This window comes from Rossellomorea sp. H136 (assembly GCF_056838065.1).
The window spans coordinates 2,734,699-2,752,005 of the sequence record NZ_CM166371.1 but is presented as its reverse complement, the minus strand read 5'-3'; the positions used below and the strand labels follow the sequence as shown (position 1 = coordinate 2,752,005).

The following is a 17,307-nucleotide window of genomic DNA, read 5'->3' as shown; positions in this document are numbered from 1 at the left end:
CACGATATCGATTAATGATCAAAAGGAATGAGAAAAAGGTGTCCCGTTTTTGGGGCACCTTCGGGAATTACTTATTAGTGAGGATAAATTCAGCAGCATCCATTAAGTTAGGAAACATGTGATCGGCGTCATATAAATGAGAGGGGCTGTCTGTAAGTAAGATAGTGGTGCATCCCGCATTGCGACCAGCTTTAATATCTACCTCGCGATCACCTACCATATACGATTGGGCAATATCTATATCATGCTTTTTGGCAAGGTCCAAAAGCATCCCTGCTTCAGGCTTCCTACACTCACAACCCTCGTTCGGCTTGTGAGTACAACAGGAAACCTCTTGAATGAATCCCCCGGCCCTTTTGATTTCTTTTAACATATGATCATGAATGGATTGAAGTTGTTCATGAGATAGATATCCTAACCCAACGCCTCCCTGGTTGGTAACGACGAAAATTATGAACTCAGAATCAGTCAATAATTTAATAGCTTCAAGGACTCCCTCCAGGAAATAAAATTGATCGGGACGATTAACAAATGTTACTCTCTCTGTTTTCACCTCGTTGATTACTCCATCTCGATCAAGAAAAACAGCTTTTTTCATCAGTAGACCTCCTTATTCGATCTTTTTCTCCAACAAATCCTTGCGACGTGTCGCTTTATGCGGTTTCCGAGGAAATAATGACAGATTATTCTGTCATCTATGGAAAAGAATAAACCTAAAGGCATTAATTGAATCTTATCACCTTTTCTTTATATAAAGACTGGAGGAGGGACGGACCTTTTAAAGGTCCGTCCCTATCCCTTATAGTTTTTGAATAAAGGCGACTTTAAGGTAATCACTTTGTTTGTATTGACTTAGGGTTTTAAAGTCTTCCGGAAGTGTGTATTCTTCGAGTATTTTATATTTTCCATTGGTTTCTTTAAAGGCAGTTTCAATAAAGCTTTTGAATTTCTTCATATTGAAGGTGCTGCAATTAGTGGATGCCACAATGGTACCCTGTTTTTCAGTAATGGCAATCGCTTCTTTTAACAAATCTTTATAATCCTTAGCTGCACTGAATGTATGTTTCTTTGAGCGGGCAAAGCTTGGCGGATCGAGGATCACAAGATCAAAGGAGAGTTCTTTTTTTACGGCATATTTAAAGTATTTAAAGACATCTTCCACAATGATGTTTTGTGCTTCGTAATCGATCCCATTAATACTGAATTGTTCAATCGTTTTACTTAAGCTGCGATTAGCGAGGTCAACGCTGGTTGTTTCCAGGGCACCACCGAGTGCAGCGAAAACCGAAAATGCTCCTGTGTAAGAGAACGTATTCAATACACGTTTTCCTTCAGAGTACGAGTCACGAATTCGTTTACGCACTTCACGTTGGTCAAGAAAAACCCCTACCATTGCGCCGTCATTTAAATAGATTGCAAATTGAACGCCATTTTCCTTGACGAGAAGGGGGAAAGAAGGGCGGGTTCCTTCAACGAAATCATCTTCTTCTACATATTTTCCTTCCTGTGCAAATCGCTTTTTCTGATAAATGCCTTTGTAATCCGTTAATTCTCTTAACCCTTGCATAACTTCTTCCTTAAAGGCATAGGCTCCTTTTGAATACCATTGAACGAGGTAGTATCCATCAAAGTAGTCAATGGTGATGCCTCCAAATCCGTCTCCTTCACCATTAAACACTCGAAATGCTGTCGTATCTTCACTATAAAAGAAGTGAAGACGTTGATTAATGGCAGCTAGAAGCTTTTTTAAGATAAAGTCTTTATCAATTGCTTCTTGTTCCTTCCAACTCAGAAGCCATCCGATTCCTTTGTTCTGTATTCCCGAGTAGCCTTTGGCGATAAAGCCATTGTTATTGTCTACAAGTTTGAGAATATCTCCTTCTTGAATATTCTCAATCGATGATATTACATTTTCTTTATTGAGAAGGGGAAATCCTTTTTGGAAATGTTGTATGTATTTTGGGTTTGCTTTAATGATTCTTTCTTTTGTCATTCTACTCATCCTAACCTTGAGGTTTAGTCTTGTGTAGTATAGAACGTAAAGAAAGTTTACGCAACTGCACATTAAAAAACTTCCCTAATCAGATATAAAACTATCTGAATAGGGAAGCAGGTCATTTACCCCATAAGTGATCTCCTACAAGCCGGTCTACTTTTATCGTTTCATGTAAGCCGCTATGAGAAATGGATGGATCATACACGATCCTGGATTGATATTGGTTTTTTTTAAATAATGATTGACTACCTATAGCACTTTGAACATTCACCACATCATCACCCGATCCTGCTATGGATAATACGTTAATATCGGAAGGGATTAAATGGCGATTCAAAAACAATTTCTTCAATGCACGAGATTCAGGTTTTAAATCTATAACAGCTGCACCTGTATTGATTTGATCATAGGATTCCTTCGTAACCCCAAGGAAAGGGGTAGCAATCGTAATAAACTTATGGGTATGCGGGACAAACGAGCTATCCCTGGTATTTAGAATATATTTTGTTGACGCAAGGCCACCCATGGAGTGTCCCACAATATTTACATTTGAAACATCAAACTGATGATGTAAGAGCTTCATGGCATTTTCTAACCAAATCGCCTGTTTCTCCAATGATGCCCGATTATCTTCAAAAATGACTTGAACAAGTGGAGGTGAAGTGGGATTGGTGGAAAGAGATCCTTTATACACAACGCTGCCATTCTCAGACACATAAATCTCCAACGTTTTTTGACCCCAACCATGCTGGTTTTCAAATCGTTCCAGCATCGTTCTGAAAGAATTATATGTACCTTTGTACCCGTGCACAAAGACAGTGGGATATTCTTCTTCAACGGTTAAGGGTTTTTCACTGGATTGTACATTTGTAGTGCGAAATATTATATATAAAGTGAAGAAAGAGATAATGATGCCACTCCATAAAAACGAATGTTTGTGATTGATCGACAAGGAAATCGCTCCTTAAAAAAGGTATACTTCTATTGTAAAGTATTCGTGAAGTATTGAATATGTTAAAAAAGAAATTTGTTTGTCATATTACATGTAACTTTTACCAATTACCGGGCAAAAATTTATATTATTAACCCTTTTTTCAAAAGCGTGATAGAGAGAAAAACAACTTGTTAACGAAAACCTCAATAAAAAAAGGCTTAAATAAATTATTTAAGCCTGCACATTTATTCTTCCTTCGAATTCAAATATTAAACCCAATCACCGGCTTTGAAGATAGGTTCAAACGTTCCGTCTTCCTTTTCGCCGTCAATGTCTAACTGAGCCGATCCTATCATGAAATCTACATGAATCATGCTTTCGTTAAAGCCTACTTTCCGTAATTGTTCCGCCGTCATATTTTTGCCTTCCTCCACACAGACTGATAATGCTCTACCCAGCGCTATATGACAAGAAGCATTTTCATCAAAAAGTGTGTTGTTAAAGATAATGTTTGTATTAGAAATAGGGGAGTTGTGAGGAACCAATGCCACTTCTCCTAAATAGGAGGCCCCTTCATCTGTTTCCAGCAGATTTTTCAGGGTTTCATATCCTTCCTCAGCTGTATACTCTACCACTTTACCGTCTTTAAATGTCAGTGAAAAGTTTCTGATTAACGTACCGCTATAGTTAAGTGGTTTCGTACTCGTGACAGTCCCATTCACACCTTGTTTGACTGGGATTGTAAACACTTCTTCCGTTGGTAGGTTCGGAACAAAGGGAATTCCTTGATCATTTGTGAACTGGGCACTGATCCATTTCGTTTGTGGGTGGAATTCGATGGAAAGGTCTGTTCCAGGTCCTTTATAATGAAGCTTTTTGTATTTGCCTTCATTTAAACGGTCGGCGTTCTTATTCAGATTACTAATATGAGATTCCCATAGAGCAACCGTGTTCTCCTGATCCGTCCGGGTTGTATAAAAGATGTATTCCCATAGTTTATCGATGGCTTCGTCCTGAGAGAGTTCAGGGAAAACAGTTTGAGCCCATTCGATTGTTGGGAATGCCGCTATTAACCAACTTATTTTGCCGCCGCCGATATAAGCAGAAAAATCTTTCATTGCTTCAGCGGAAGCTCTGTTCAAAATTGCAACCCTTTTTGGATCTGAATCTCTTAATAGTGAAGGATTTGGTGAAGCTAAATTTAATAGCGCTACATTATTTTCCGCCATTTCAATAAATCCTTTTGCCTTCCAATCAGGAAACGCTTTCAGTCCTTCCTCAGAAGAATTGTCCAAGCGGATTTTCTTTAGCTCTTCATCGTAGAAGTCGGTTAGTACATTTAATACACCGGCTTCATATGCCTTCTTAGTAACAAGTCGAACAAATTTATAAGCTGTAATAGGTGCAGAAATCAGAAGTTCCTGATCCTTTTGCAGATTTAATCCTACCTGTACGATTAAATCTGCGTATCTTTCTAAATTACTTTCAAATGCTGTATTCATCTAAAATCCCCCTTGATATGTATTCAATACTAACTATATCTCTTTATTCAGAAAATTTCATTGAATAATTGCAATTTCCAATCAATTAATATAGGTATACGTAAAGGATGTGAACTTTCTTTACACGCATTTGCACTGGTTCACATATGGGGGATACGAGACGAGCTGAACAATTGAAAAGGACTGGTCCAAAAAAGGCCAGTCCTTTTCAATTGTTTTTATAATTTTCCTGAGTATGGCGGGAACTCTTCTTCATTTGAGTTGATTACGACAACACCAGAGAGTGCCAATGCAGTCAGGCTTGTGATTAGTAATAATTTTTTCACCTTTTTCATCCTTTCACCTCCTATACAGTTAACATTTCTTCATAAATGAGATTAGCTTCATTTAGATGAAATGCTGCATATTTATATTTTCTAACTCCTTGGTAATATTGGCCAAGGAATTTAGAATACTCAGCATATAATAGATGGGATCCGCTCTTTTTAAAGAAGGGCAGTGCATACTCCTTCATAAACGCCTCAAAACCTTGTGGGAAATCATTTAAGGCAAACTGATAATAAGATAATTGATAAAATTTATCCGGGAACTTTTCTTTAGAACAAAGGTTTAATCCTTTAGGTAACCAGAAACGCACCTCGGAAAATTGGTTCTTTTTATAATATTCCTTGACCAGAGAGAGAATAGAGTAAAGCTTTCCTTCTTCGTCTGACCCTTTCAATTCAATACTTCGCAAATAATGCTGAATGGCTTCATCGCTCTTGTTCATAAATGATTTTAAATATCCCAGGTTTTGTTCTACCTTTGAATTTAACGACGTATAGTCTATGGATTGAGAAATGAAATTGGCCCACTCATAATGCTTTAACGCTTCTTCGCTATAATGTATACGCCGATAGCATATTCCTAAAATCAAATGCACCTCAGCACATCTTTTCTGAAAGTAGACCCCTTGGAAAATAGAGAGTGACTTCTCTCCGTAGAATATTGCCAAACGATATCTATTTAAACGGGTCAATACCAGGCTGAATAAATAATATAAATCTGCTCTTTCTTCTTCATTAATCACATTTCCAAGTACATAGCAGGTTTCAGCTTCTTTCAATTCTCCTTTAGCTTTATCGTACTCTTTAATCAAATAATAATAGTTACCTTTGTATTTGTGATAATAGAATTTTAATGTATCGGTCAGTTCTTTATAATTGGATTGGATTTGTTTCATGTGTTCCAACGCGTTCTGAAGGTTCCCTTTAATTAATTGAACACGGAAGCAAAGGATCTTATAGAATAAATGTGGAATGAGATTATCCGTCTGATCAAGGTCCTTCCTTACGACCTCATTGATCGACTTGGCGTCCTCTGTTTTATTCCACAGTAAGGAATGGTTCCATCTCTCAAGTAGTTTGTTCAATTGGTCAGTCGTATCAAGAAGATTATTCACACCTAATCGGTCACAGAGTAAATTAATTATGTCATTTGACGGAGTAACTTGATTGTTTTCAAGTTTGGAAAGATATGATACGGAAATAATCCCTTTTGATAAATCTTCTTGTGTTAAATTTCGTTTTAGTCTGTGAAAGCGGATTTTAGAACCGATTGTCATATGATCCTTCTCCTCTAACTGGCTTTATTTACTCATTTCGTTCAGGTAATTGATTATTAAAATAGTAACATATAAAAAAGGTAAATGTTTTGAATATTCCTATAATTATATTTTTTCTGGGTATTTTGTATGGTCTTTTATTCATCTGAAGATTGATTCGTAAAACGCCTTCCTTTGTTATAATGAATCTAGTTAAAGTTTTAAGAGGAGGTATTCATTTTGATCGATTTAAGAAGTGATACAGTAACAAAACCAACGGAAGAAATGCGAAGGGCTGCGCTCGAGGCTGAAGTAGGGGATGATGTGTATGGAGAAGATCCTACAGTCATAAAGCTTGAGAGAGAAGCGGCCACTTTACTTGGTAAAGAAGCGGCCCTATTTGTAACAAGTGGTACTCAAGGCAACCAAGTTGCAGTTTTAACACACACACGTCCAGGGAATGAAATTCTATTAGAAGCGAATTCTCATATTTTCTACTATGAATCAGGAGCGGTTGCTGCATTGGCAGGTGTCCAAACACGTACGATTGATGGGATTAATGGAGAGATGGATCCGATTGAGGTAGAAGCGGCTATTCGTACTGAAGATCAGCATTTTCCAGAAACTGGGCTCATTTGTATGGAGAATACACATAATCGTGCAGGTGGAGCAATTGTATCTCCAGAGAATATGAAGGCGATCTATGCCCTTGGGAAAAAACATTCAATTCCCGTGCACATGGATGGAGCACGGCTCTTTAATGCCGTATATGCTAGTGGAAGAGATATTAGGGAGTTCACTGATCATTGTGATACTGTGCAAATATGCTTATCCAAAGGGTTGGGTGCCCCTATAGGGTCTATTATCGCAGGTGATCATACATTTATAAATCGTGCCCGAAAGTGGAGAAAACGGTTAGGGGGTGGCTTAAGACAGGTAGGAATGATTGCAGCTCCTGGATTGGTTGCATTAACAACTATGAGGGAACGATTAGTGGAAGATCATGAGAAAGCAATCGTACTTAAAGAAACCCTTCAAGCCTGTAAGGGTATAGAAGTAATCAATCAAGTTGATACAAATATTGTCGTTGCAGATGTAAAGGGAAGGGGGGGCACATCAGAGCAATTCATTGAAGAGTTAAAAGAAAAGGGGATTCTGGCAGTGACCTTTGGCCCTACTCTTGTACGTTTTACCACTCATTATGATGTTTCAATGGAAGAAATAAACAAGGTGTCTGGAATTTTGAGGAACCTTTCTTAATTACTGGAGGGGATTCTGATCATTTAAGTAGGAAGGGCAAAAAAAGCCCTTCCGCTTACTCTTTTTGATCTAGTCTTTTTCCATGGTGTGAATGTGGATGCCATCTCATCATGTAGTCATTTTCTTTCAGTTTTTGATACTTAGCTTCCATCATTTTAAGTACGTTATCTCCCTGATCTTTTGAGAAGACGCCATATTCTACATATTTGTTCACAAGTTCTTTTTTTGTTGAATACATTTGTTCATGCAATTTGGCAAGCTCCGTTTTTTGTTCTTCAGTAAGTTTTACCTTAGGTGTTTGTGGTTCTCCTTCTGCTGCTGCAAATGTACCGAAACTCAAGCTAAACAAGAATACAGCTAAGATAGTTATAACCATTTTTTTCATTTTATTCACTCCTTTCCAATGTTTCTCTCATATTGTTTGCGGAAAACTCGAAGAATATGTAGGAATAGATGAATAAGAGGGGTATATGATAGGGTAAATACAATTAGGTATAGGAAAGGTGGCTGAAATATGTTTAAACAGTTTTTGTCAAGTATTGGGATAGGGCATGTTAAAGTAGATACAATCGTGCACAAAACTAAAATTTCTCCTGGAGATTCAATTGAAGGTGAAGTCGTTTTGATCGGTGGTATGGCCGATCAGCCTATTAATGAAATTCGTTTATTGCTTCTTGAAAAATATGAGGAGGATAAAAATGATAGTGACTTTTCCTATCATGAAAAAGATTTAGATACGATTATCCTTGATAAGATCGGAACAATCGGTGCGGCTGAAGAAAAGAGGATCTCTTTCACGTTTCCTACATCTTCCGATCATCCCAAAACAACGGATGCTAACAAAACCATTTTAAGAACCACAGTAGATATACCTCAAGCGGTAGATCCGACAGATGAGGATAGCATATACGTCGTTTAACTCTAAGGCAGATTCTATTAATGAATCTGTCTTTTTGTTTGGTTTATACGACAATAAGAGTAAATATTCTCATTGAAATCCATAAAAACCCAATGTAAAATGTAGTAAGCGTATACATTCTAAAAATTCAGATATTTTAATGTATACAAATTAAAAGAAGAAGGAGGAATTTGATGGGTGGAATATGGTTAGCGGTAATAGGAGGGATTGTTTTTTTACTTGGGTATAAATATTATTCCAAGCTTATTGCTGAGAGGGTGTACCGTCTGGATCCGAATTATGTGACGCCTGCACACCAATACAAAGATGGTGTCGATTTCGTCCCAACGAATAAGTTTGTTCTTTGGGGTCACCATTTTACTTCTGTAGCGGGGGCGGCTCCGATTGTAGGACCTGCAATCGCCGTTTACTGGGGATGGCTTCCAGCATTTCTGTGGGTCATTTTAGGGACAGTATTTGCAGCCGGGGTGCATGATTTTGGAACCTTGGTTCTTTCAGTCCGTAATAAAGGACAATCCGTCGGTTCATTAGCCAATAAGTTAATAGGGAAAAGAGCAAAAGTACTATTTCTGTTTATTATATTAATTCTTGTATTAATGGTAAATGCAGTATTTGCATGGGTAATCGCAAATCTTTTTATTACATTCCCGGCAAGTGTTGTATCAGTTTTCATTCAGATCCCACTTGCGATATGGATTGGATATTCAGTTTACAAACGTAATGGTAGCATGTTAATGCCTTCAATCGTTGCACTGGCAGTCATGTATGCATCAGCTGTCATTGCCAGCCGGATTGAATTTTTGCAAATTGATTTAGTTCGTTATTTTGGTGGACAAGAGGCCACATCATTGTTTGGCTTGAGTTCAACAAGCATGGCTTTCCTGGTGTGGATCGTCATTCTGATGATTTATGTGTACATAGCTTCAACTCTACCGGTTTGGAAGCTATTACAGCCACGTGATTATATTAATTCCCATCAATTAATTGTTGGTTTAGGATTGCTTTATCTTGGTCTCCTATTTACAAATCCTGAAATTACCGCACCAATGACAAACGGAGCTGCAGATGTTTCCTGGTTCCCGTTACTATTTATCACGATTGCCTGCGGTGCCATATCCGGATTTCACGGATTGGTTTCATCAGGCACATCGTCAAAACAGTTGGATAAAGAAACGGATGCACGCTTTGTAGGGTATTTAGGAGCTGTAGGTGAAGGGGCACTTGCATTGATAGCAATCATTGCATGTATTACATTTTTCCCGAATGTGGAAGAATTCCAAGCGACTTACAGTGGTTTTGCTGCAGCAAGCGGTGCTGGGCTGGGTGTCTTCATCCAAGGAGCAGGACAACTTGCAACAGGTGTTGGAATTCCTGCTGATATCGCAGCTACGATTGTTTCAGTGATCATTGTGAGCTTCGCTGCAACAACATTGGACTCTTCTGTTCGACTGATGCGATATATCATTGCCGAGTTGGGAGAAGAGTACAATGTAAATCCTTTAACTAATGCTCATGTTGCTACGACGATTGCCGTTGTTTCAAGTGCAGCCTTAACTTTATTACCTCAAGGCCCTAAAGGATTCGGGTCGGGTGGATACCTTCTATGGCCGCTTTTTGGCACATCCAATCAATTGCTTGCTGGAATCAGTTTACTTTTGATTACCATCTGGCTTAAGCGTCAAGGAAGGAATTATATCGCTACCTTAATTCCGATGGTATTCCTTATGTTCATGACCTTATGGGCGATGATTAACCAAGTCGTGTTTGAATGGTCAGGTGTCGGTGAATCAGAAGGGAATATGCTACTCTTTATCTTTGGTAGTATCATTCTCATTTTCACCTTATGGATTTTAATTACTGCAGCATCTTCCCTATCTAAAAAGGGAGATGATCCTTCACAGTTCTCTGCTTAGTCAGGAGATAGATAAGGGTGACTCGGGCTCGAGTGCCCTTTTTCTACTTATTATTGAAGGAGGAACAAGATTATCGAAATTATCATGTTACATTACAGACACAACAATAGGGAGGGGAACACGAATGGATTCGTCTATGAAAGAAAAGTTTAAAAAAATCATACAGCTATACGATGAAATGATTCGCCTTCCTCACAAAACGGAAATCGCCAGGGAATTGAGGGATGAGGATGATTTATTCTTATTATTGCTCTATTCAGATATGCTTGGCCTGCCTAATCCCGTTTTTTATTACACATTGGAACTTTATCCATATATTATAGAGAAATTTCACGATTGGCATTTAAGGATGGGAATGGAGCATTCGCCCTTGGAGGGAATCAGATGTTGTTGAAGTATAGGGAGGGGGATATGTACATGAATGAATTAAAACAACAGTCAATTCTTTTTGTAGGAGGTAAAGGAGGTGTAGGAAAATCAACATCTGCTTCTGCTATAGCGTTAATGTTTGCGAATATGGGAGAAAAGACGCTAATCATCTCAACAGACCCCGCGCATAATCTGGGTGATATTTTTCACCAGGAAATTAAGGGGGATAAAACTCCTCTACTCAAAAATCTATGGGGGATAGAAATTAATCCGGAGATTGAAACACAGGATTATATTAACGGAGTGAAACGAAATCTAAAGGGAATGGTTAAATCAAAAATGGTGAATGAGGTACACCGTCAAATCGATATGGCTGCTTCAGCACCCGGGGCAGAAGAAGCTGCCTTATTTGACCGTATGGTTTCCATCATTCTCGAAGAAGGAAATGAGTTCGATAAGATCATTTTTGACACAGCACCTACAGGCCACACGATACGTCTTTTATCTCTTCCTGAACTCATGGGAGTCTGGATGGACGGGATGCTTGAAAGAAGGAAGAAAACAAACAAGAACTATTCACAGCTATTAAATGATGGCGAGCCGGTAGAGGACCCCATTTATGATGTCCTGCAAAAGCGTCGTGAAAAGTTTTCTAGAGTACGGGGGATTCTACTGGATGAAAAAAGAACCGGATTTATCTTTGTACTGGTTCCTGAAAGGCTCCCGATCCTGGAAACAGAAAAAGCCATTGAATTGATGTCTAAGCACGGATTGAATATTGGAGGACTGATCATAAATAAGATCCTCCCGACTCAGGCAGATGGAGAGTTCCTGCAAAAAAGGAGGGACCAGGAAAAGTTATACCTAAAGCTGATGAGGGAGAAGTTTACAAACCAGACGTTATATCGAATTCCTCTATTAGAAGAAGATATCTGTTCACCCCGTCATCTCGAAGAGTTTGTAGACTATCTACAGAAAGAAGTAATTAGTGGTGAAAGAACCATTTAACATAAGAGTATACATAGGAACTTGCTGACCATTGGGGGTATTTTATCTAATGGTCATATTTATTTTTTTGAAGGGAAAAATCATTTTTTGTCGAAAATGTAATAAAATCAATGAAAAAAGGGAGTGATACCCATGAGTGGTGATAAGAAACATAAACATTTACAGGGAATTCTTCCGTTGAAGAAAAGAGAAGAAACACAGAACCGATGGCTATTTCATAGACTTAATACCCTTTTACCTTCCTTAATGAAAAAGCATAATGTTGATATGTGGATTATTGCGGGCAGAGAGTATAATGAAGATCCTGTTCTGAAAAGTCTCTATCCGTCATCAATAGACGGTTCCGGGAGATTGACGATTCTAGTGTTTTATCTTGACGGAGATCAACAAATGAAAAGGTGGGTACTGCATCCTAATCCGAACTTTGAGCCATTTTATGAACGTGTCTGGAAGCCGGAAGATTGTGATCAATGGGAGTGCCTTAAACGAATTGTAGAAGATCATTACCCTGATACAATTGCATTGAACTATTCCCCGACGTTTGCTGCTAGTGATGGTTTAAGTCATTCGTTTTACCAACATTTAAGCATATTACTCGATGAGTACTCACATAAATTTGTGTCTGCTCAGCACATCATAGTTGATTGGCTGTCAATACGGTCATCGAAGGAACTCACAGCCTATCCTTCAATAGCGGAACTTGCGAGGCAAATAGCGGCAGAGGCTTTATCCGGAGCGGTTATCCATCCAGGTATAACAACGACAGAAGATGTAGTCGATTGGATAAGGCAACGCGTCTTGGATTTAGGAATGGAAACGTCATTTTACCCTACGGTGGATTTACAAAGAAAAGGGGCAGCGTTGGAACGATTAGAAGGGGAAATCATTCGATGTGGAGATATTGTACATTTGGATTTTGGGATTCGTTATCTCGGTTTAGCGACAGACACCCAGCAACTCGCATACATTCTCTATCCAGGCGAGGAAGAAGCTCCTGAAGGTCTTCAATCCGCATTACAAACAGCCTTAAGGTTTGAAGATATCATTACAGAAGAAATGAAAGTGGGAAGAACAGGAAATGAAGTATTTCAAAGTGCGATGAACAAGGCAAGAGATGAGGAGATAGAGGCGATGCTTTATTCTCACCCCATAGGAAACCACTGCCATGAAGCAGGGGCCTTAATGGGATTATATGATCAACAAAGAGACATCCCCATAAAAGGTGACCTCCCTCTAACAGCAAATACATGCTATGCCATGGAGTTCAACATCAAACAATTTATTCCTGAATGGAATCAGGTTATCCCGATCTATCTTGAGGAACCCGTTGCGTTCATTCAAAACCGTTTGGAATATATGGCAAAAAGGCAAATGACGTTCTATCTTATATAATGAGAGAAGAGGCTGGGACAAAACTAAAAAACCACGATAAAAAGACGAAGAGTAGATGTGTAGGTTCTTCATACCGCTAATGATTTCCGTGCAAGACTACGCTTTCCGCGGGTAGCCCGTGAGCCTCCTCGGCAAGCCTGCGGGGTCTCACATAAGCTACTTTCCCGCAGGAGTCTTCGTCTTGCACTCCAATCAACCGCTGGAAACAGCTAAAATCAAATGATTCGAAAATAAATAATAAACCCGAACAAATCTGCACACCAAGAAGCAGGTTTGTTCGGGTTTGACTTAGGATAAAAAACTTTTGTCCCGGCCTCTTTTTTTAGCTGTTTTTATAAATCTCTACGTACTGATACACTGATATATTAGTTAACAAAATTTTCATTTTCTCCTTTGTAGATAATTTGTTTGGAAGAAACAATCAACATATCTAGAGAAGGAGCTTTTTTGTGTTTTTCTATCTATACTTATATGCAGAAAAATGTAGAAGCAAAGAGTGGATTGTAGCGGAAGGCACTTAACTCCTGCGGGATATAGAAGAAAGGAACGGTCCTTATTTTCGCATTATCACACACTCAAAAGAATCATTTGCATTTGTTGAAACAAGATGAGTTGACATCTTTTTTTATATCATATAATATACCCTTATAGGTATTTTAAAACTATCATTCGTAGGAGGAATTTTTAATGAAAGCAGATAAAGTATTAGATGCAAAAGGATTAGCCTGCCCGATGCCGATTGTAAAAACTCGAAAGGCAATAAAAGAAATTGAGGCTGGTCAAATTTTAGAGGTTCAAACAACGGATAAAGGTGCTAAAAGTGACTTAACAGCATGGGCTAAATCTACTGGACATGAATTGCTCGATTCAAATGAAGAAAATGATGTTTTTACATTCTGGATCAAAAAAGGATAAATTTTCTTAAGGGGATCAATACCCCTTATAGTAAATAGGAGGAGATACAATGTCAGAAAGAAAAACAACCAATATTATTCTATTTAGTGGAGATTATGATAAAGCGATGGCTGCATATATCATTGCGAACGGAGCTGCGGCTTATGATCATGACGTAACCATATTCCATACATTCTGGGGACTGAATGCTTTAAGAAAAGAAGAAATGGTTCCTGTGAAAAAAGGATTTATGGAGAAAATGTTTGGGGGCATGATGCCTCGTGGCGCAGATAAACTGGGATTATCCAACATGAATTTCATGGGAATGGGTCCTAAAATGATCAAAGGTGTCATGAAGAAGCATAATGCAATGCCTTTGCCTGATTTAATCGATATGGCAAGAGAACAGGATATCAAACTGGTTGCATGTACCATGACAATGGATTTATTAGGTTTACACAAAGACGAATTATTAGAAGAAATTGAGTATGCTGGAGTAGCTGCGTATTTAGCGGATGCTGAAAATGGTAACGTGAACCTATTCATCTAATTTTTTTTGCAACGAAATATACCCTATGAGGTAATTGGAGGTTTTATATATGAACACGATTGAATCAAACTTCGTATTGGATGCAAAGGGATTAGCCTGTCCAATGCCGATCGTAAAAACAAAGAAGGCCATGAATAACCTGGAAGCAGGCCAAGTGATTGAAGTTCAGGCAACAGACAAAGGATCAAAGGCTGATCTTCAAGCGTGGGCAAAAAGTTCCGGGCACGATTATCTCGGAACCATTGAAGAAGGAGATGTTCTGAAGCATTTTGTCCGCAAATCTAGTGGTGAAGAGGCTGTAGAGCGTAAACATGAGTCAGTATCAGATAATGATACATTGTCTGATAAACTAGGCGATGAAAATATCGTCGTACTGGATGTCCGTGAAAAGGCCGAATATGCATTCAAGCATATTCCAGGCTCGATTTCAATGCCACTTGGAGAATTGGAAACCCGAGTGGATGAACTTAATAAAGACAAGGATATTTATGTAGTATGCCGAACAGGAAATAGAAGCGACATGGCGGCTCAATTATTAGCTGAAAAAGGATTTACTAATGTAATCAATGTAGTTCCAGGCATGAGCGATTGGACTGGAGATGTAGAATCGAACGTTAAGTAAGATGATACCACTAATACTGGAGGTTAAATTAATGGCAGTTAAACCAATGAATTCAAAAGAAGTAGCACAAAAAGTAATTAAAAAAGAAGATTTATTCATTTTGGATGTCCGTAATGCAGATGCCTTTGAAGATTGGAAAATTGAAGGTGAAAAATTTGAATATCTTAACATCCCATACTTCGATCTTTTAGATGGTGTAGAAGAAATAATGGAGCAACTTCCAAAGGAGAAAGACATTCTTGTCGTGTGTGCGAAAGAAGGTTCTTCTATTATGGTAGCGGATATGCTTTCAGATGAAGGGAAGGACGTATCCTACCTTGAAGGCGGAATGAAAGCTTGGAGCGAACATTTGGAGCCTGTTAAAGTGGGTGAATTAACAAATGGCGGAGAACTTTATCAGTTTGTACGTTTAGGTAAAGGTTGTCTATCTTATATGGTCGTGGCAAATGGTGAAGCAGCAATCGTCGATGCTACCCGTATGACTGATATCTTTATCGACTTTGCAAAAGAAAAAGGCGCAACGATTACAAATGTATTTGATACTCACTTGCATGCCGATCATATTTCTGGTGGACGTAACATTGCAGAAGCAACAAATGCAACCTATTGGTTACCTCCTAAAGATGCTGAAGAAGTTTCCTTTGAATATGCTTCACTTGAAGACGGGAATAGAGTCGTGATTGGAAATGCAACCATTGATATTACAGCTCTGTACTCACCGGGGCATACTATCGGGTCAACGTCATTTGTCATTGACGAAAAGTATTTATTATCAGGTGATATTCTTTTTATAGATAGTATCGGACGTCCTGACCTTGCCGGGAAAGCAGAAGATTGGGTAGCTGATCTTAGAGAAAGTCTTTACAAGCGGTATAAAGACTTTTCTATGGAGCTTACCGTCTTACCGGCGCACTTTATGATTATTGATGAATTAAATGAAGATGGATCTGTAGGTAAAAAACTGGGAACATTATTTGCAAAAAACCATGGTTTAAATATCGAGAGTGCAGAAGAATTCAGAAAGCTAGTATCTGAAAACCTTCCCCCTCAGCCAAACGCGTATCAAGAAATTCGTGAGACGAACATGGGTAAAGTAACTCCAGATGAAGAGAAACAGCGAGAAATGGAAATTGGACCAAACCGTTGTGCAGTTCGTTAATCAATCGTACTAATCTAAGCAAATAATCAAAATGGGAACCTGCCAGAGAGGTTCCCGTTTTATTAGAAGAGGGGGAACAACACGATGGATTTGGCATTTATAATGACAATCTTTCTAATAGGATTTGTCGGCTCGTATATATCAGGAATGGTAGGGATCGGTGGTAGTATCATTAAATACCCCATGCTCCTTTATATTCCGCCATTGCTTGGAGTAGCAACATTCACTGCTCACGAAGTTTCGGGTATTAGCGCAGTTCAAGTATTCTTTGCCACACTAGGTGGGGTCTGGGCTTACCGAAAAGGAGGCTATTTAAATAAAACCCTCATCACTTACATGGGTGTAAGTATTTTATTCGGTAGCTTCATTGGCGGGTATGGTTCAAATTTCATGAGTGAGGCCGGAATTAATATTGTGTATGGAATTCTTGCATTAATTGCAGCTATCATGATGTTCATTCCCAAAAAAGGCATTGATGATATAAAACTCGAAGACGTTACATTTAACAAGTGGTTAGCGGCGATACTTGCCTTGATCGTCGGGATTGGAGCGGGTATCGTTGGAGCAGCAGGGGCTTTCCTATTAGTTCCTATTATGCTGGTGGTCCTTAAGATTCCGACAAGAATGACGATTGCCTCATCCCTTGCCATCACGTTGATTTCTTCAATTGGATCAACAATCGGAAAGATATCGACAGGTCAAGTGGAATATTTACCAGCACTGATCATGGTTGTAGCTAGTTTAATTGCATCTCCACTGGGTGCAATAGCAGGAAAGAAAATGAATACAAAGATTCTTCAAATGATTCTAGCCGTTTTAATCCTGGCTACAGCGATTAAAATCTGGCTTGATATACTCTAAATCATCTTGAGCTTAGTTCAAATTCACCTAGTATCTTCTACCCTATAGAGGATTTAAAGTGAACAGAACTAAGCTTTTTTGTGTTGTAGATTCGTGGCTGTTATAGAAGTGGACAAAAAAGTCATTGTAACTTTCCTCTGGTATTGTTCGTCAAACTAACAGAAAGAAATAGGCTCTTTTCGCAAAGATTGTTGTGTGTCTTACATAGAATCTGCCAGGGCTCTGTCAGCCAGTTTATGCTGGATGGTGAGGGGAACTGCTCCGCTTGCAGCTAGCGTTCGGCCGAGCCTCCTCAGCTTCGCCGAACGGGGTCTCGGCACGCCCAAAATCCGCCGGAGTCTGCGCA

Annotated in this window: 17 protein-coding genes; 11 read left to right on the top strand and 6 right to left on the bottom strand. The window is 38.9% G+C overall.

Annotation, left to right across the window (positions count from 1 at the left end):
• Window positions 1-67: 67 nt before the first annotated feature.
• The 5 genes from ACYH0O_RS13880 to ACYH0O_RS13860 form a co-directional block, all read right to left on the bottom strand.
• A complete protein-coding gene (locus ACYH0O_RS13880) occupies window positions 68-598 on the bottom strand; it encodes a D-glycero-alpha-D-manno-heptose-1,7-bisphosphate 7-phosphatase (protein WP_482629186.1) in 531 nt (176 codons plus the stop codon).
• Between the two features lie 201 nt (window positions 599-799).
• The gene (locus tag ACYH0O_RS13875; RefSeq protein ID WP_482629185.1) at window positions 800-1,993 is read right to left on the bottom strand and encodes a class I SAM-dependent rRNA methyltransferase; all 1,194 of its coding nucleotides are present in this window, start codon (window positions 1,991-1,993) and stop codon (window positions 800-802) included.
• Window positions 1,994-2,114: 121 nt separating this feature from the next.
• A complete protein-coding gene (locus ACYH0O_RS13870) occupies window positions 2,115-2,948 on the bottom strand; it encodes an alpha/beta hydrolase (RefSeq protein ID WP_482629184.1) in 834 nt (277 codons plus the stop codon).
• A gap of 251 nt (window positions 2,949-3,199) precedes the next feature.
• A complete protein-coding gene (locus ACYH0O_RS13865; protein WP_482629183.1) occupies window positions 3,200-4,432 on the bottom strand; it encodes an aminopeptidase in 1,233 nt (410 codons plus the stop codon).
• Between the two features lie 346 nt (window positions 4,433-4,778).
• Window positions 4,779-6,035, bottom strand: a complete 1,257-nt coding sequence (locus tag ACYH0O_RS13860; RefSeq protein WP_482629182.1) for a helix-turn-helix domain-containing protein — start codon at window positions 6,033-6,035, stop codon at window positions 4,779-4,781.
• Between the two features lie 219 nt (window positions 6,036-6,254).
• On the opposite strand from ACYH0O_RS13860, the gene ACYH0O_RS13855 reads away from it, so the two are divergent.
• Window positions 6,255-7,274, top strand: a complete 1,020-nt coding sequence (locus ACYH0O_RS13855; protein WP_482629181.1) for a threonine aldolase family protein — start codon at window positions 6,255-6,257, stop codon at window positions 7,272-7,274.
• Window positions 7,275-7,329: 55 nt separating this feature from the next.
• Here the strand turns inward: ACYH0O_RS13855 and ACYH0O_RS13850 are convergent, their stop codons facing one another.
• Entirely contained in the window at window positions 7,330-7,659 is a 330-nt protein-coding gene (locus ACYH0O_RS13850) for a YckD family protein (protein WP_426892095.1), read from the bottom strand.
• Between the two features lie 129 nt (window positions 7,660-7,788).
• Here ACYH0O_RS13850 and ACYH0O_RS13845 point away from each other — a divergent pair, with 129 nt between their 5' ends.
• The 10 genes from ACYH0O_RS13845 to ACYH0O_RS13800 all read left to right on the top strand — a co-directional run bounded on the left by ACYH0O_RS13845 (window position 7,789) and on the right by ACYH0O_RS13800 (window position 16,961).
• Window positions 7,789-8,193: a sporulation protein gene (locus ACYH0O_RS13845; protein WP_482629180.1), complete on the top strand. Its 405-nt coding sequence runs from the start codon at window positions 7,789-7,791 to the stop codon at window positions 8,191-8,193.
• Window positions 8,194-8,366: 173 nt separating this feature from the next.
• Window positions 8,367-10,106, top strand: coding sequence for a carbon starvation CstA family protein (locus ACYH0O_RS13840; RefSeq protein WP_482629179.1), 1,740 nt, complete (start codon window positions 8,367-8,369; stop codon window positions 10,104-10,106).
• Window positions 10,107-10,242: 136 nt separating this feature from the next.
• Window positions 10,243-10,500 carry a cory-CC-star protein gene (locus tag ACYH0O_RS13835; protein ID WP_482632572.1) on the top strand — a complete coding sequence of 86 codons (258 nt, stop codon included), beginning with the start codon at window positions 10,243-10,245 and terminating at the stop codon, window positions 10,498-10,500.
• Between the two features lie 23 nt (window positions 10,501-10,523).
• Complete coding sequence (locus ACYH0O_RS13830) at window positions 10,524-11,483, top strand: ArsA family ATPase (RefSeq protein ID WP_482629178.1); 960 nt, start codon at window positions 10,524-10,526, stop codon at window positions 11,481-11,483.
• 132 nt (window positions 11,484-11,615) lie between these two features.
• Complete coding sequence (locus ACYH0O_RS13825; RefSeq protein WP_482629177.1) at window positions 11,616-12,875, top strand: M24 family metallopeptidase; 1,260 nt, start codon at window positions 11,616-11,618, stop codon at window positions 12,873-12,875.
• Window positions 12,876-13,562: 687 nt separating this feature from the next.
• A complete protein-coding gene (locus ACYH0O_RS13820; RefSeq protein WP_482629176.1) occupies window positions 13,563-13,790 on the top strand; it encodes a sulfurtransferase TusA family protein in 228 nt (75 codons plus the stop codon).
• Window positions 13,791-13,839: 49 nt separating this feature from the next.
• On the top strand, window positions 13,840-14,319 hold the full coding sequence (locus ACYH0O_RS13815; protein WP_324743991.1) for a DsrE/DsrF/DrsH-like family protein: 480 nt from the start codon (window positions 13,840-13,842) through the stop codon (window positions 14,317-14,319).
• Between the two features lie 49 nt (window positions 14,320-14,368).
• On the top strand, window positions 14,369-14,941 hold the full coding sequence (locus ACYH0O_RS13810) for a sulfurtransferase TusA family protein (RefSeq protein WP_482629175.1): 573 nt from the start codon (window positions 14,369-14,371) through the stop codon (window positions 14,939-14,941).
• Window positions 14,942-14,972: 31 nt separating this feature from the next.
• A complete protein-coding gene (locus tag ACYH0O_RS13805) occupies window positions 14,973-16,100 on the top strand; it encodes an MBL fold metallo-hydrolase (protein ID WP_482629174.1) in 1,128 nt (375 codons plus the stop codon).
• An 84-nt stretch (window positions 16,101-16,184) separates the two neighbouring features.
• The gene (locus ACYH0O_RS13800) at window positions 16,185-16,961 is read left to right on the top strand and encodes a sulfite exporter TauE/SafE family protein (protein ID WP_482629173.1); all 777 of its coding nucleotides are present in this window, start codon (window positions 16,185-16,187) and stop codon (window positions 16,959-16,961) included.
• Window positions 16,962-17,307 lie beyond the last annotated feature (346 nt).

Bases quoted from the DNA above. Each gene is read 5' to 3' on its own strand.
- ACYH0O_RS13880 (WP_482629186.1), bottom strand. From the start codon at position 598: ATGAAAAAAGCTGTTTTTCTTGATCGAGATGGAGTAATCAACGAGGTG.
- ACYH0O_RS13875 (WP_482629185.1), bottom strand. From the start codon at position 1,993: ATGACAAAAGAAAGAATCATTAAAGCAAACCCAAAATACATACAACAT.
- ACYH0O_RS13865 (WP_482629183.1), bottom strand. From the start codon at position 4,432: ATGAATACAGCATTTGAAAGTAATTTAGAAAGATACGCAGATTTAATC.
- ACYH0O_RS13860 (WP_482629182.1), bottom strand. From the start codon at position 6,035: ATGACAATCGGTTCTAAAATCCGCTTTCACAGACTAAAACGAAATTTA.
- ACYH0O_RS13850 (WP_426892095.1), bottom strand. From the start codon at position 7,659: ATGAAAAAAATGGTTATAACTATCTTAGCTGTATTCTTGTTTAGCTTG.
- ACYH0O_RS13845 (WP_482629180.1), top strand. From the start codon at position 7,789: ATGTTTAAACAGTTTTTGTCAAGTATTGGGATAGGGCATGTTAAAGTA.
- ACYH0O_RS13840 (WP_482629179.1), top strand. From the start codon at position 8,367: ATGGGTGGAATATGGTTAGCGGTAATAGGAGGGATTGTTTTTTTACTT.
- ACYH0O_RS13835 (WP_482632572.1), top strand. From the start codon at position 10,243: ATGAAAGAAAAGTTTAAAAAAATCATACAGCTATACGATGAAATGATT.
- ACYH0O_RS13830 (WP_482629178.1), top strand. From the start codon at position 10,524: ATGAATGAATTAAAACAACAGTCAATTCTTTTTGTAGGAGGTAAAGGA.
- ACYH0O_RS13825 (WP_482629177.1), top strand. From the start codon at position 11,616: ATGAGTGGTGATAAGAAACATAAACATTTACAGGGAATTCTTCCGTTG.
- ACYH0O_RS13820 (WP_482629176.1), top strand. From the start codon at position 13,563: ATGAAAGCAGATAAAGTATTAGATGCAAAAGGATTAGCCTGCCCGATG.
- ACYH0O_RS13815 (WP_324743991.1), top strand. From the start codon at position 13,840: ATGTCAGAAAGAAAAACAACCAATATTATTCTATTTAGTGGAGATTAT.
- ACYH0O_RS13810 (WP_482629175.1), top strand. From the start codon at position 14,369: ATGAACACGATTGAATCAAACTTCGTATTGGATGCAAAGGGATTAGCC.
- ACYH0O_RS13805 (WP_482629174.1), top strand. From the start codon at position 14,973: ATGGCAGTTAAACCAATGAATTCAAAAGAAGTAGCACAAAAAGTAATT.
- ACYH0O_RS13800 (WP_482629173.1), top strand. From the start codon at position 16,185: ATGGATTTGGCATTTATAATGACAATCTTTCTAATAGGATTTGTCGGC.